This window comes from Salinivibrio sp. ML198 (genome assembly GCF_001996015.1).
Taxonomy (GTDB): Bacteria; Pseudomonadota; Gammaproteobacteria; order Enterobacterales; family Vibrionaceae; genus Salinivibrio; species Salinivibrio siamensis.
Map to the genome: position 1 here is coordinate 154646 of NZ_MUEZ01000002.1, position 14092 is coordinate 168737.

A 14092-nucleotide genomic window follows, 5' to 3' on the forward strand; every position below is an offset into this window, starting at 1 on the left:
GCGCAATGATTTGATTGCCTGATGCAGGTATCATTAAAATCGTGATAAATCGCGAGCACAATAACGAACATTAAGATGAAAATAGCCACGGCATGCACACAAAATCCAGACGCAGTAGACGCCGCGCAAACACTGGCGCGCACATTATTAGGCCGTCTAAAGGCACCTAAGCTTTTAATGCTCTACTGCACGGAACAATACGATGTTGATGCACTTCAGCGAGCAATGGTTGCGCTTTTCCCTGGCGTGCCATTGATAGGGTGTACGACCTGCTGCGGTGTCATGACGCAAGCCGGTTATATCGAAGGGCCGACAGCCGCCGTCTGGGCTTGCAGTGATGAAAAGGGGAGTTACGGCACATCCCTCGTACCACACCAAGCCCATCGTCCTATACGCGATTCAGCGCGCATTGCGCTTAATCAAGCGATAGAAGAGAGCGGCCGTTGTGGCGAGCTCCCCAAACTCATCGCTTTACACAGTACACCGGGTGATGAGGAAACGACGTTAGCCGCCATTCGAGAAGAGTTGGGCGTGTCGGTCCCAGTGATAGGTGGCTCCGCTGCGGCCGACACCGTCGGCGGACGATGGGCCATTTTCGATAATGAGCAAACCGCGCAATCTGGCATCGCAATCAGTGTTTTTTATCCGACCGCACGGGTGAGTTATTCATTCCACTCTGGTTATGCGGCCACCACCAAGAAGGCCGTCGTCACAGAGGTACGTGATCGCACCTTAGTGAGTTTGGACCATAAACCCGCATCCGCGGTTTATAAAGACTGGTACGAAGAAGAAACCGGGCAAACGCTAGATTTAGGCGACTCGCTGTTCGCACGATCAACCCTGTATCCGCTCGGGACACAAACGGGCAAGATACACGGCTTACCTTATTACACTTTGTCACACCCCATGTTTGTTAACCAAGAAGGGCACATGGAACTCTTCTCGCAAATAGCCGTAGGGCAAACCGCGCACTTTATGACAGGCACCAGTGAAGGGTTGATTGCCCGTGCAAGTCGAGTCGTGGAATCGGCAAACGATCATGCGCTGCGAACGCCTCAACCTCTCGGTGGGCTGGCGATTTATTGTGCGGGGTGTATGCTTCATGTCAAAGATCGCCTTGACCAAGTCGCCGACAATATCAACACGGCCTTATACACTGCGCCGTTTGTCTGCCCGTTTACCTTTGGTGAACAAGGCTTGTTTAAAGGTGGGGAACTGTCCCATGGTAATTTAATGATCTCGGCTGTGTTATTTCATAAGGATTAATCATGACGTCGAAACGCGTATCGGCCTCTGAACGTTCAGACTCTGAATCTTTACAAGAAACCTTATTTGAACTCAGTCGTGTTGAAGCAAGAGAAAAGCGTTTAAGGGAAGAAAACGACGCGATTTTGTCGGCAATCTCAGCCATGACGGAAGCGACGTCAAAAACTGATATTTTTGCTTCCTTACTTGATGTGATCCGCCGGTATGTCAGCTTTGATAGCGCCGTGGCGCTAAGCCGTAACCGAGAAACAGAAGATGCGTTTCGCTGTCTCGTATCGACTGAACGCTTACTGGAAACAGTCACTTGGCAAACAGGCGATGTGTTCCGCCGCTGTGTAAGTGGTGAAACGGTTGCTATCTATAAACCTGGCATGGTGAAAGAGATGCATTGCTTAACGCATCAATACGCCAGTTATTTACAAGGTACTGCGCTGATTAGCGGATTAACGGTAAATGACAGCGAAGTCATGCTTATTTTGCTGTCACACCGCCGCGATGCATTTAATAACGAAGCCCAGCAAGTCATCGACCGATTTCGCCCCTTGATTGAACGCACCATTATGGACATCGACTACCGTCACCGTCTACATGCATTAGTGGGGAGTCGCACTCAGGAACTTAATGCTAGCCGGCAACGCTTTCAAGACTTTGCCCAAACAGCGAGTGACTGGTTTTGGGAGCTCGACAACCAATTTCAACTGACTTACCTGTCATCACCCAATACTGATACCGACATCGATGCTGAAGCCCTGCTGGCAAAGCTCAAATCAGACGCCGAATTAAAAACGAAATTAGAAGAGTACATATACACAGAAGAAGCCTTTAGCGATATTGAATGGCATATAGAATCTCGTCACCATGACTACTGGGTAAGCCTCTCAGGCCGTCCTTGCTATAATAAGCGCGGTGAGCTCGCCGGTTATCGAGGGACGGCTAAAGATATCACTGCGACCAAGCGTCGTGTTGTCGAATTGCAACAGGCTCGTCAGCAAGCTGAGTTAGCCAATAATGCCAAATCGCAGTTTCTTGCCGTTATGAGCCACGAAATCCGCACGCCGCTCAATGCTGTTTTAGGGTTGATCGATGCATTGCAACACTCTTCATTAACGCAAGAACAAAAGCAGTGGGTAGGGCAAATGGATAAATCTGCTCAGCTATTGCTAACATTGATCAGCGATGTTCTCGATCTATCTAAAATTGAGTCCAACCGTTTTTCGCTATCTCCCTCATTGATGAAGCCCAGCGATAGCGTATCGAATGTCTATCAACAATTGATTGAGCGGGCCGATAAAAAGCGCATTAACCTCTCTGTTAGTGTCTCTTCTTCTGTGCCCAACACCTTGTTTATGGATGAGAACCGCTTTACGCAGATACTCCTTAACTTGGTGGCCAATGCCTTAAAATTCACGGAACGCGGCGGGGTGACAGTGTCACTTGACGCTCATGATGATGTACTCGAGTTATGGGTGAAAGATTCAGGAATCGGCATCGACGAAAAACAGATTGGTCGAATCTTTGAGCCTTTTACTCAAGCGGATGGCAGCATTACTCGCCGCTTTGGCGGTACTGGCCTTGGATTATCCATTTGTAAAAAGCTGGTAGAGATGATGGGAGGCAGTATTCACGTGGAAAGTGAGCCTTACCAGGGAACTGACTTCTGCGTTCGTTTGCCGATTGTCGAAACACCTCAAGATGCACAAAAACACCAAGCACAACCAAACGTCTCGGCCGACGCCGTGCAGGCTATGTCGATATTGGTCGCCGAAGATAGCCGTGCTAATCAAATGGTGGTTAGGTTAATGCTGGAAAAACAAGGTCATACCGTCGTATTAGCATCCAATGGTGAAGAAGCACTGGCACAGGTTAAACAAACAGAATTTGATCTTGTGCTGATGGATATGTCGATGCCTGTCATGGACGGCATCGCTGCCACCAAAGCGCTGCGTGCTTCAGGGTTTAAACGACCGATCATTGCGCTGACCGCCAATGCAATGGATGAGGATAAACAGCGCTGTGTCCGTGCCGGCATGGATGACTTTGTTACCAAGCCCATTAGGGCGGCAAGCCTTAACGCCGTACTGCATGCTCATCAGTCATTAGATCTTTCCACTAATTACCGCTGATTTGAATCGACTTAGGCCAAGTAACTCTTGGATAATGACGATTCAAGGAAGTAGTAATTAGCTATTTTATGGTAAATAGCTAATTACGTTTAATGACAAAAAAAGGAAGAGTGCTGGGCGAGCAGAAGCAGTATCCAACGTCAGACCTCAAGCCTTAATTTAACATAATCTATATAATGCGCACTGATGGGTACGAGTCAATATAGGAGCGATATCGCTTTTCTCGCTTATCATATCGCTCCTTGTCCAGCATGGCTTGTAATCTGATGCTATTTGAATGACTGATGTGGGAATACGTTTTTGATGCGTTGCTGAATGCGGTTATCAATGCTGCGCGACATCACCACCTTCGCGGGTTTAAAGCGGTTGCTATACACTTTCACTGTGCCCGTGAACGGATGACGCTTCGCAATGTCTTGGCAGTCATGTAAGAAACCTTTCGGCACTTTCCCTTTGTGACGCACTAGCTGGCCATCTTTAAACGCAATCACGATCAGTGGCCGGTCAATCAACATAAATGCGAGAAAGATGGCAAAAGAGATAAGTAAAAAATAGCCCATACTGCGATGCTCGCTTATCGGTCAAACGGTTCTACATACCCAGCAAGTTACTCAGATCTTGCTTTAAGGTGTCTACCTGCTTATTAGCACTCTCTGAGCGATTAGCCTCAGAAAGTAAATATTCAATGGTATCTGACAAGGTCGCGTCAAGCTCGTGTGCTTTTTGCGAGAGCTTCTCCCACACACGATAATCCAAATCGATAGATTTTTTCCGCGTTTGCTCTTGCTCGGCGTTAAAGTGACGCTTGCGCTTGGCACGAATCGCTTGTTTTAGTTTCTTCTCCAATGAAGGTGACATGTGCTTTTCAATCCATTGATGTACACGCGTTGGTTCATGCTCCAGCGCTAACAAGGCGTCAACGGCCGTCTGAGCCTCATCACTATCAATGTATTTTGTGACAGCGTCACCGTCTTTCCACTTTTTCACTAGGTAGGCCCATTTCCAGCCTGCCTCAAGGTTCTCGAGTTGTTGATATTTCATATGCCAAGCTTCAGTCACGCCAAGTGGTGACAGCGTAACACTAACTCGCTGTCTGTTCAATTATCGCACACCTCAAAGATACCGCGTACGCCAGTGGACGATCCAATGGCCGCACTATCCTATTACCACAGTGTGTTATCCTTTATACTCTGTCCATTCTAATCTTAGTCAGTAATCATAGACATGCATGAAGTTGATTGGCGTGATGCCAAACCACATTATTCTCAGTTTTCTCTCGACATTGCACAATTCGCGCATTTAGAGGCGGCCTCACTGTTATCACTGCAATCGCGCTTAAAAAAGGCACTGACTTGGTTAATGTCACCTTCGTGTCCAACGGCTTGTCTTACCGTGATGTCAGCTGACTTGCCTCAATATCTTAATGCCTATCAAGCAGAATTAGTTGCACAGTACCCAGAGATGCCGGTTGTGATCGGTGACGCATTTACCGAATCAACACTGTTTGGCTTTGCTTATGATGCGAATAAAAATGTGACAGCGTCACAAAGGAAGTACGGTTTACTGCATCAAGCTCACGATGGCGTATTGATTTTAAAAGTGGCGGATGTACTGCAGCAGCCACGCGTCTGGGTGCGCCTCAAGCAGTTTTTATCATCAGGCAAACTCGCCTGGCAAACCGCCCGTGCCGATCAAGTAACGGATTTGCCCGATGAGGCACTGAACGTACGTTTGGTGTTAGTCGGCGACAGACAGTGGCTGGCCGACTTTGAAACCAATGAGCCTGATCTCTACGAAGGTCTGTCAGCTTATGCCGAATATGAGCAAGACATTGCGCTCGACTCGGCCACCATTGTGCCCTACTTTGCTTGGCTTAAAGGCTTGGCCACCGCTCAAACGCATTTACCCATGACAGAATCAGGCTTAGTGCGTTTATTACAAGCAGGGGCACGAGAAAGCGAAGATCAATGGCGGATGCCCTTGTGTCCAGTTTGGTATCAGCAACTACTGGCTGAGTCTGTCATAACGGCGTCGGATGCGCTCGACAAAGCCGCCATTGATGCCGCTATCTCTCAGCGTTACCAACGTGCTGCCTATCTCCCCGAGCGTGCGATTGAAGATATCCACAAAGGACAGGTTTTTATTGATACCCGTGGCGAGCATATCGGCCAAATCAACGGTTTAACTGTGATCGAAGTGCCTGGCCATCCGATGAGTTACGGTGAGCCAGCGAGAATTTCTTGTGTTGTTCACTCCGGTGATGGCGATATTGCTGATGTGGAGCGCAAAGCCGAGCTTGCAGGTAACATTCACGCCAAAGGCATGATGATTATGCAAGCCTTTGTGAGCGTGGCGCTAAATCTTGATGACCCTTTACCCTATTCGGCTTCTATTGTATTCGAACAATCGTATAGTGAAGTGGATGGTGACAGTGCATCCTTGGCCGAGTTGTGTGCCTTTGTGAGCGCGCTATCTCAACAACCGATTAATCAAGCCATTGCCATCACTGGTGCAGTTGACCAATTTGGTCGCGTACAAGCGGTAGGCGGGATTAATGAAAAAATTGAAGGTTATTATCAAGTTTGCGCGCATCGAGGATTAACGGGTCAACAAGGTGTCGTGTTACCTAAAACGAACCTCTCATCCTTGTGTCTACGGAACGACGTTGTTGAAGCGATTAAAGCCGGTCAATTTCATATTTGGGCGGTGGATGATGTCGAACAAGCCTTGCCGCTTGTGACAGGTCTCCCATTCTCCGGAGACGATGAGGAGACATTGCTAAGAAAAATATCTAATCGAATAAATCATTTTCATACTGATGAAAAACAAAGCTGCAACAGTTTGTTTAAACGCTTAAAAAACTGGTTTGGCCAGTACTGATCCGAGTTGTTTGGCGTACACGTGTACGCTAACCTGCTCGCAATTGAATAAGGAGCAGTTTAGATATAATGAAACGCCAAAATTCCTATAACCGCGACGATTTACTCGCATCTAGCCAAGGTGAGCTCTTTGGCCCGGGACGCCCACAGCTTCCGGCACCAAACATGCTGATGATGGACCGTATCACCAACATTACCGATCAAGGTGGTGACTTTGATAAAGGCGTGATTGTCGCTGAGTTGGATATCAACCCAGATTTATGGTTTTTCGACTGCCATTTCCCAGGTGATCCAGTGATGCCAGGTTGCCTTGGCTTAGATGCTATGTGGCAGCTAGTTGGCTTTTTCCTCGGCTGGGTTGGCGGCGAAGGCAAAGGCCGTGCCCTGGGTGTTGGTGAAGTGAAGTTTACCGGACAAGTATTGCCAACGGCTAAGCGTGTTCGTTATGAAATTCACATGAAACGCGTGATTAACCGTAAACTCGTTATGGGTGTCGGTGATGGCCGCGTCTACGTTGATGATAAAGAGATTTACGTCGCTAAAGATCTGAAAGTGGGTCTTTTCCAAGACACATCCGCGTTCTAATCCTCTCTGTCGAGCCGGTGAGATGACCATCGCCGGCTTCTATTACCCCTCCCTTCCTACTTATCAAGTACTTCTCCGCTTTTGGACAACTAAGAAGGAAATTTTTAGTGATTGGATAAATTGATTGCTGTATTTATGTCTATTTAGTGGCAAATATATAAAGTTATAGTGCATTAAGATGTATTTAAAAAGGCCTTACCAAAACGATAAGGCCGTGAAATATAAAAAGAGGTTACTTCATCATTTCCGATTTACTGGTTCTGCCTTCGCGCCATCCGCCAAGCCAGCTACTTCTCGCATCCGTTTGTTGGTAAGGACATAGTTCAGACGATCGACCGTTTATCCCAGCTTGAAAGCCCTTTGACTGTGCGCGTTCCAAACGATCTCGCTTCTGTCTTTTCATAGGGTCGCCCTCTTTATTCCATTTTGTTCAATGCTGCTTGCCATTTGCAAGGATACTTCCGTCTATGACGTTTTTATGAAGCATCCTCTACAGCTTCGATCATGATTATTTTTTAAGCAAGCACTATCGAGCAACGACTAAACAAAATGTGAGTCATATCCCTCTATATGTGACAACGTCACTAACACAATTATTGCATAGCCTCTAATTCTTCCCAGCGTTCAAAGGCTTGCTCTAAAGCTTGTTCAGCCTCAGCTAATCGGGTCAGTTTAGGTTGAGTAATGTCCTGACTTTTCGAGAAAAAATCAGGATCGTTCATTTCTGATTGTAACGCTTCAATCTCTTCTTCTAACGCTTCAAGCCGCGCCGGCAGGGCTTCTAGCTCACGTTGCAGTTTATAAGATAGCTTGCGTGGCTTACTCTTAGGTTTTGCCGTCTTTTGTTCCGTATCACCCTCACCACTCATTGAATGGTTACGGCTATTGGGTGTGATGGCTTTGAGATACTGCTCACGCTGTTGTTGGGCATCGTGATACCCCCCAACAAATTTATTAATGGTGCCGTCGCCTTCAAATATCCAGCTGTGCGTCACTGTGTTGTCGACAAACTGACGGTCGTGGCTGACCAATAACAGGGTTCCTTGGAACTGTGAAAGTAAGTCTTCCAGCAACTCGAGCGTTTCGATATCAAGATCGTTGGTCGGCTCGTCAAGTACCAGTAAGTTGGCAGGCTTGAGGAAAAGCTTGGCCAGCAATAGGCGGTTTTTCTCTCCTCCTGATAGCGCTTTCACCGGGGTTTGCGCACGGCGTGGATGAAACAAGAAGTCTTGTAGATAACCCATGACATGACGTTTTCGGCCACCTACTTCAACTTCTGTTTTGCCCCCTGCCAGGTTGTCGATCACCGTTTTTTCTGGGTCCAATTTCTCACGATATTGGTCAAAATAGGCCACGTCGAGCTTGGTCCCCACGTGCAAGTGCCCGCTGTCTGGGGTGAGTTTTTCAAGCATAAGCTTCAACAGTGTACTCTTACCGCATCCGTTGGGGCCAATTAGTGCAATGCGATCGCCGCGCATCACCGTAAAGCTAAATGGCTTAATCAGTGGCTGATCTTGATAGGTAAAGGCAACGTTTTCGGCTTCAAACACAATTTTCCCCGAGCGGTTGGCGTCATCGAGCTGCAGATTTGCGTTACCCTGTAACTCAACACGACTCGCACGCTCTTGCCGTAGCGCTTTCAATGCGCGTACACGTCCTTCATTGCGGGTGCGACGCGCTTTGATACCTTGACGAATCCAAGCCTCTTCTTGGGCAAGTTTTTTATCAAACTCGGCATTTTGCTCGGCTTCTACACGCAGAGCTTCTTCTTTACCGTCCAGATAGGTTTGATAATCACCTGGCCATGAGGTCAACTTGCCGCGGTCAAGATCCACGATACGCGTGGCCATTGCCCCGATAAACGAACGGTCATGCGAGATAAAGACGATCGCGCCTTTAAAGTCTTTCAAGAACTGCTCCAACCACAGAATCGTCGAAACATCCAGATGGTTAGTTGGCTCATCAAGAAGCAACACATCCGGCTCGCAGACAAGTGCGCGCGCTAAGGCGGCTTTGCGTTGCCAGCCACCCGATAGGGCTTTAAGCGCGGTGTTACCTTCCAGTCCTAATGCCCCTAATACCACCATTATTTGATTGTCAAAGCGCCAAGCGTCAGCATGGTCCAGTGCTTCTTGCACTTTGGCCAACTCGGCTATGTTGCGATCGCTAGGATCTGCTTCGATCTTCGCGATCAGTTGGTGATACTGCTTTAGCTTGTCCCCTGCCTCAGCGAGACCTTCGGCCACATAGTCAAACACAGTTCCTTGACTATCTCGTGGTGGATCTTGCTCAAGCCGAGAGACTTTAAGTTCAGATTGGCTTTGAATACTGCCATCATCGAGCTGTACCTGACCATCAAGGACTTTCATCAGCGTCGACTTGCCCGCACCATTGCGTCCAACAAGACACACGCGCTCACCTGGCTGAAGAATAAAGTCTGTTTTGTCCAGTAATGGGTTGTCGCCATACGCCAACTGGGCGGAGGTTATTTTAATCAATGCCATGTTGCGTTAACCAAGCTTGTAATTGTGTGTGATCAAACGGCCATCCTAATTCAGCCCTCACCTTTCCAGACTGATCGCGGATTGCAATCACAGGAATTGTGACGCCGTAACACTCAAAGAGCGCATCGTCAAAGGCAATGTCTTGACTGTTGAGTGGCGTTTGATAACCGAGAGATTGATAGAGTGCCCACGCTTGTTCACAAAGGTGGCACCCTTCCGTGCTAAACAATACGAGTGTCATGCTGATACTGCCTGATGACGGATTATCCAACAATTATGGATATGTGGGTTGCGGGCAAAATCTTCAGGAATCGAACGCTTGCTAATATTCTCCGCACGTAAGCCGGCCGCGGCTAACCCCTCACTATCCATCTTAAAGTGCCGTTTGTTGTTGGAAAAAATAATTTCCCCATCGGGACGCAAACGGTCCTTCAGTGCTAAAAGCACATCAAGGTGATCACGTTGAACATCGAAAGTGCTCTGCATTCTTTTCGAGTTGGAGAATGTCGGCGGATCGATAAAGATCAAATCAAATTGCTGGTTAGACTGGCGAATCCATTGTAGACAGTCTGCCTGCTCAAAACGGTGCTGACGTCCGACAATGCCATTGAGCGCCATATTGCGTTCAGCCCACGCTATATAGGTTTTTGACATGTCGACAGTCGTTGTAGACCGTGCACCACCTACCGCAGCATGAACGGACGCGCTGCCCGTGTAGGCAAAGAGGTTAAGGAAATCTTTCCCTTGTGCTTTCTCACCAATTAGACGACGGGTATAGCGATGGTCGAGAAATAATCCTGTATCCAGGTAATCATAGAGATTAACTTCAAGCGCCACGCCATATTCATCGACCGTCATCGTTCTAGATGCGCCGGCGAGTTTTTGATATTGATTATTGCCCTTTTGCTTTTCGCGCGTTTTTAGCACCACTTTATTGGCATCCACACCGGTCACCGCGATGGCTGCGCGCACCATATCCAGCAAGCGACGACGTGCTTTTTCTGGCTCAATGGTTTTCGGTGCCGCATATTCTTGGATGACCAAAAAGTCGCGATACCGATCAATCGCGGCTTTATAGTCCGGTAAGTCAGCATCATAGAGTCGATAACACTCTAGCCCTTGTTTCTTTGCCCATTTATCCAGTTTGGTCATGTTCTTGCGCAAGCGATTAGCAAAATCTGGGGCGACGTCCGCCTTTGCCGCCTCACTCTCCGATTTTTCACCACGCGCGGTGACCGCATAGGTTTTCATCACACAATCTAACGCACCATTGCGTAGATTAAATTTGTCATCCGCACGCATCCGCAAGCAACTAAGCAACTCTTCCGAACCTGAATACAAAGAAACCGTGTTCCCCGCAAATGCCTCTTTAAGGTGATCACCGAGCTGCGTGTAGAGGGCTATCAAGCCAGGCGTGGTTCCCAAGCGCTCCCCATACGGCGGATTAGAAAGAATATGTCCCCCTGAGAATCCCTCAGGCGGCGTCACTTGCGTGGCATCACCCGTTTCAAAGTCAATCAATTCACCAACGCCAGCACGTCGTGCATTCGCACGTGCTGTCTCAATGATACGGGCATCGTTATCAGTGCCATAAAAACGTGTCTGGCACTGACTTACACCTCGTTTCGCCTTGACACTCGCTTCAGCTTTGATCGCTTTAAAGGCTTCATCATCAAAGCCCAACAATGATTCAAAGCCCCAACGCTTGCGCTTTAATCCAGGCGCAATTTTCGCTGCCATCATCGCCGCTTCTATCAGCAAGGTGCCCGAGCCACACATGATGTCCATCAAAGGCTGATCGGGCTTCCAGCCACTCCTTGCCACCAAAGCCGCGGCATGGGTTTCTCGTAATGGTGCCGCGCCAGCCTGGGTGCGATAGCCACGCTGATGTAGGCCGCTCCCCACCATATCAATCCCAAGCAGGCCTTGATCTTTCGATAACCGCATATGGATACGTAAATCAGGCTGCTCGCGGTCGACGCTTGGACGGGGCAAATTCGACTTTTCAAATTTGTCTACAATCGCATCTTTGACTTTCAACGCCCCGTACTGGCTGTTACGTATCTCGCGATTGGTACCATTAAAGTCCACCGCAATCCGCTGACTGGCGTGAAAATAATCTGGCCAGTTAATGGCCGTTGCACCGAGGTAGAGATCCATATCATCGCGCACCGCAAACTCGCCCAGCACCAAGACGAACCGTGACGCAATCCGACTCCATAAACAGCATTGATACAGTGTTGAATCGTCGGCTTTAAATTTAACCCCTGCATGGACTTGTTTGAGGCTAGATACGCCAAGTTGTTCAAGCTCTTGAGCTAGCATGTGCTCGAGACCTCGAGCGGTTATTGCGAGATAGTGTTTCATTCAGTCTCTACACCCTTTGGGCGTCGTTGTCATCATGGCGGCGATTATACATCAATCTTACGCCTATCGTTGACCCAAGCGGCGACAATCTCATTGAGTGATGAATAAATCGCCGGATTGTTGTTTCCACTAAGAAACAGATATCTAGATGCCTTTGTTTCCAATGAGAATCAATCATCCCAACTAGATGCGCATACCTGTTTCCCTCAGGAAACCACCTTGCTTTGTCACTCATCTCACCTCGCCAAATCCGTTTTGAGCTGAACGCGTGTAAGCATTCACTGTGACTATTACGCACATTATGTCTGATACTATTAAAACGAAAATGGCTTACCTTTCCCTTTGGGAACGAATCGCAAATTGCGCAAACTGGACTAGACCAGGATGGGTTTATTCAAGCATTTTAACGGCTAAAATAGGAAGAAAGACGTCATTCATTGGCCTTATAATGGTGAAAACACCCCAAAATCAATGAAAAAATGCGCAGGCATGTGCACACTTTTCGCTCATAAAATGAACTGATATCACATTTTTTATGCACATCTGTTTGGTATAAGAAACGTCAAGATACAGCTATAGCGCTGTAGTCTGTACAAGAAACAAGAAAAGTGAGGGAAGAAAGGAGGCGTGGGCTGAGTGAAAACCACTCAGCCCACTAACGCAAAGCGACCTTTTTGGCTATTTGTTTGAAGTATTGGTTGCGATAGCCGGTCGTTCATTACTTTAATCGCACCACAAAACGCCATTGTTTTATTCGCGCTCAGTTCAAAATCAGCCTCACGTGCGAGCATGCAGAGCGAGGCAGAACCGGCGTTCTCTATGATAATAAACGGCGCCCTATCCCCTGTTTGGCTGGTGAGCTCGACTATTTGCCCCCACTCAGGGGTGGCGATAGTGTCTTGTTGTGGCTCGAAAAACCAGCTTTTAGGTAAGACAGGTTTGTGGAAGCGATAGGCTGCCACTGCGTTCAAAGCGAGTTCGGCCTGACGAGGGCCGGAAAGAGAGAGGTTTGACAGGGGATCGGTCAAACGTTGAAAGAGTGATGCATCCTCAACAGAAAATGGGGATGATGAGAACGCATCGGGGATGAGATGTTTGGCGTTGACCGCCACGCGAAAAACCATGTCGTCGCCTAAATCCAGCATTAGTGAATTCGACGTATTATCGAAATACCATCTCCATGCATTGTTAGGTTTTAACATACTTCAGCTCCCGCGATGACTCACTAACTGGGTGTCTGGCGATACCAAAACTGCCATTGCCTGAAGTGTAATGGGCTGAAGCGAAAAAAAAAGGGGAAGAAAACGCCCCCTTTTATACCTTAAGACTTTATTTCCTAACTTAAATATGACGCACGATTTGTTTTATGAGCCCAGGGCCTTGGTAAATCAACCCAGAGTAGACTTGCACCAAGTCGGCTCCTGCCTCCAACTTTTCACGCGCCGCCGTGACTGAATCAATTCCCCCTACACCGATGATGGGCATCGCCCCATCGAGCGCACGATGTAGTTGACGAATAACCTCGGTGCTTTTTAGTTGAACAGGACGGCCACTTAGCCCACCCGCTTCACGATAATGAGGCATACCATCTACCAATGAGCGCTCAAGCGTGGTGTTGGTCGCAATCACACCATCGATCTGGTGACGAATCAGTGCTTGCGCCACTTGTTGAATTTCTTCTTCACTCAAATCTGGGGCAATCTTAACCGTCAGAGGCACGTATTTATCGTGAGTGTCTGCCAACTGTGCCTGTTCGGCTTTCAGTGTGCTCAGGAGTTCGTCGAACATCTCGCCATATTGCAACGTCCGTAATCCTGGCGTATTGGGCGACGAGATATTAACCGCGATATAGTCGGCATATGGGTACACTTTTCGCATACAGACGACATAGTCATCGGTGCCCTGCTCGATGGGTGTATCTTTGTTCTTGCCAATATTAATACCCAACACACCGTCGAAGTTTTTCGCACGCTTGACGTTTTCTACCAACGCATCAACCCCCAGGTTATTGAACCCCATACGGTTGATGATCCCCTCGGCGGCTTTAATACGAAAAAGTCGAGGTTTGTCGTTTCCCGGTTGTGGCCGGGGTGTCACTGTCCCCACTTCCACAAAACCAAAACCCATCGCACCAAAGGCTTCTATGCACTCGCCGTTTTTGTCCAATCCTGCCGCTAGACCAACGGGATTATTAAAGTTGAGTCCCATTACGGTAACTGGACGAGGAGGAAGCTGTTGGGAATAGAGAAAACGAAGCGGGGTGTGATGGAATCGAGAAAGGGTGTTGATGGTTAGATCATGTGCTTTTTCTGGATCTAACTGAAAGATAGCCGGTCTGGCGAGGCGGTAAAGCATTATCCCTCCTAAT

General features: G+C 48.1%; 12 protein-coding genes. 4 read left to right on the forward strand and 8 right to left on the reverse strand.

Annotation, left to right across the window (positions count from 1 at the left end; translation table 11 throughout):
• The first annotated feature begins 75 nt into the window (after positions 1-75).
• A complete protein-coding gene (locus tag BZG25_RS02135; RefSeq protein WP_077638476.1) occupies positions 76-1266 on the forward strand; it encodes an FIST signal transduction protein in 1191 nt (396 codons plus the stop codon).
• A gap of 2 nt (positions 1267-1268) precedes the next feature.
• Positions 1269-3389, forward strand: coding sequence for an ATP-binding protein (locus BZG25_RS02140; protein WP_077638477.1), 2121 nt, complete (start codon positions 1269-1271; stop codon positions 3387-3389).
• Between the two features lie 269 nt (positions 3390-3658).
• Here the strand turns inward: BZG25_RS02140 and BZG25_RS02145 are convergent, their stop codons facing one another.
• Together BZG25_RS02145 and matP are read right to left on the reverse strand one after the other, a co-directional pair.
• A complete protein-coding gene (locus BZG25_RS02145; protein ID WP_046073224.1) occupies positions 3659-3949 on the reverse strand; it encodes a DUF3634 family protein in 291 nt (96 codons plus the stop codon).
• 31 nt (positions 3950-3980) lie between these two features.
• Complete coding sequence (gene matP / locus BZG25_RS02150; protein WP_046073223.1) at positions 3981-4430, reverse strand: macrodomain Ter protein MatP; 450 nt, start codon at positions 4428-4430, stop codon at positions 3981-3983.
• A 183-nt stretch (positions 4431-4613) separates the two neighbouring features.
• Between matP and BZG25_RS02155 the strand changes: the two genes are divergently transcribed.
• Together BZG25_RS02155 and fabA are read left to right on the forward strand one after the other, a co-directional pair.
• A complete protein-coding gene (locus tag BZG25_RS02155) occupies positions 4614-6269 on the forward strand; it encodes a Lon protease family protein (RefSeq protein ID WP_077577810.1) in 1656 nt (551 codons plus the stop codon).
• 68 nt (positions 6270-6337) lie between these two features.
• Positions 6338-6853: a bifunctional 3-hydroxydecanoyl-ACP dehydratase/trans-2-decenoyl-ACP isomerase gene (fabA, locus tag BZG25_RS02160; RefSeq protein WP_046073221.1), complete on the forward strand. Its 516-nt coding sequence runs from the start codon at positions 6338-6340 to the stop codon at positions 6851-6853.
• Positions 6854-7085: 232 nt separating this feature from the next.
• Here fabA and rmf read toward each other — a convergent pair whose 3' ends face one another.
• The 6 genes from rmf to pyrD all read right to left on the reverse strand — a co-directional run bounded on the left by rmf (position 7086) and on the right by pyrD (position 14079).
• Positions 7086-7256 (reverse strand): ribosome modulation factor, encoded by a 171-nt coding sequence (rmf, locus tag BZG25_RS02165; RefSeq protein ID WP_077458712.1) that lies wholly within the window; start codon positions 7254-7256, stop codon positions 7086-7088.
• Between the two features lie 190 nt (positions 7257-7446).
• The gene (locus BZG25_RS02170) at positions 7447-9357 is read right to left on the reverse strand and encodes an ABC transporter ATP-binding protein (protein ID WP_077577809.1); all 1911 of its coding nucleotides are present in this window, start codon (positions 9355-9357) and stop codon (positions 7447-7449) included.
• Complete coding sequence (locus BZG25_RS02175; RefSeq protein WP_077577808.1) at positions 9344-9598, reverse strand: glutaredoxin family protein; 255 nt, start codon at positions 9596-9598, stop codon at positions 9344-9346. Before BZG25_RS02175 ends, BZG25_RS02170 begins: the two co-directional genes overlap by 14 nt.
• Entirely contained in the window at positions 9595-11724 is a 2130-nt protein-coding gene (gene rlmKL, locus BZG25_RS02180) for a bifunctional 23S rRNA (guanine(2069)-N(7))-methyltransferase RlmK/23S rRNA (guanine(2445)-N(2))-methyltransferase RlmL (RefSeq protein WP_077577807.1), read from the reverse strand. The genes BZG25_RS02175 and rlmKL overlap by 4 nt, the downstream gene beginning before the upstream one ends.
• 647 nt (positions 11725-12371) lie before the next feature.
• Positions 12372-12926, reverse strand: coding sequence for a cell division protein ZapC (locus tag BZG25_RS02185; protein WP_046073217.1), 555 nt, complete (start codon positions 12924-12926; stop codon positions 12372-12374).
• 139 nt (positions 12927-13065) lie between these two features.
• A complete protein-coding gene (gene pyrD, locus BZG25_RS02190; protein ID WP_046073216.1) occupies positions 13066-14079 on the reverse strand; it encodes a quinone-dependent dihydroorotate dehydrogenase in 1014 nt (337 codons plus the stop codon).
• Positions 14080-14092 lie beyond the last annotated feature (13 nt).

What these genes read in the sequence shown, in the direction of transcription:
- BZG25_RS02135 (WP_077638476.1), top strand. Translation starts at nt 76, where the DNA reads ATGAAAATAGCCACGGCATGCACACAAAATCCAGACGCAGTAGACGCC.
- BZG25_RS02140 (WP_077638477.1), top strand. Translation starts at nt 1,269, where the DNA reads ATGACGTCGAAACGCGTATCGGCCTCTGAACGTTCAGACTCTGAATCT.
- BZG25_RS02145 (WP_046073224.1), bottom strand. Translation starts at nt 3,949, where the DNA reads ATGGGCTATTTTTTACTTATCTCTTTTGCCATCTTTCTCGCATTTATG.
- matP (WP_046073223.1), bottom strand. Translation starts at nt 4,430, where the DNA reads ATGAAATATCAACAACTCGAGAACCTTGAGGCAGGCTGGAAATGGGCC.
- BZG25_RS02155 (WP_077577810.1), top strand. Translation starts at nt 4,614, where the DNA reads ATGCATGAAGTTGATTGGCGTGATGCCAAACCACATTATTCTCAGTTT.
- fabA (WP_046073221.1), top strand. Translation starts at nt 6,338, where the DNA reads ATGAAACGCCAAAATTCCTATAACCGCGACGATTTACTCGCATCTAGC.
- rmf (WP_077458712.1), bottom strand. Translation starts at nt 7,256, where the DNA reads ATGAAAAGACAGAAGCGAGATCGTTTGGAACGCGCACAGTCAAAGGGC.
- BZG25_RS02170 (WP_077577809.1), bottom strand. Translation starts at nt 9,357, where the DNA reads ATGGCATTGATTAAAATAACCTCCGCCCAGTTGGCGTATGGCGACAAC.
- BZG25_RS02175 (WP_077577808.1), bottom strand. Translation starts at nt 9,598, where the DNA reads ATGACACTCGTATTGTTTAGCACGGAAGGGTGCCACCTTTGTGAACAA.
- rlmKL (WP_077577807.1), bottom strand. Translation starts at nt 11,724, where the DNA reads ATGAAACACTATCTCGCAATAACCGCTCGAGGTCTCGAGCACATGCTA.
- BZG25_RS02185 (WP_046073217.1), bottom strand. Translation starts at nt 12,926, where the DNA reads ATGTTAAAACCTAACAATGCATGGAGATGGTATTTCGATAATACGTCG.
- pyrD (WP_046073216.1), bottom strand. Translation starts at nt 14,079, where the DNA reads ATGCTTTACCGCCTCGCCAGACCGGCTATCTTTCAGTTAGATCCAGAA.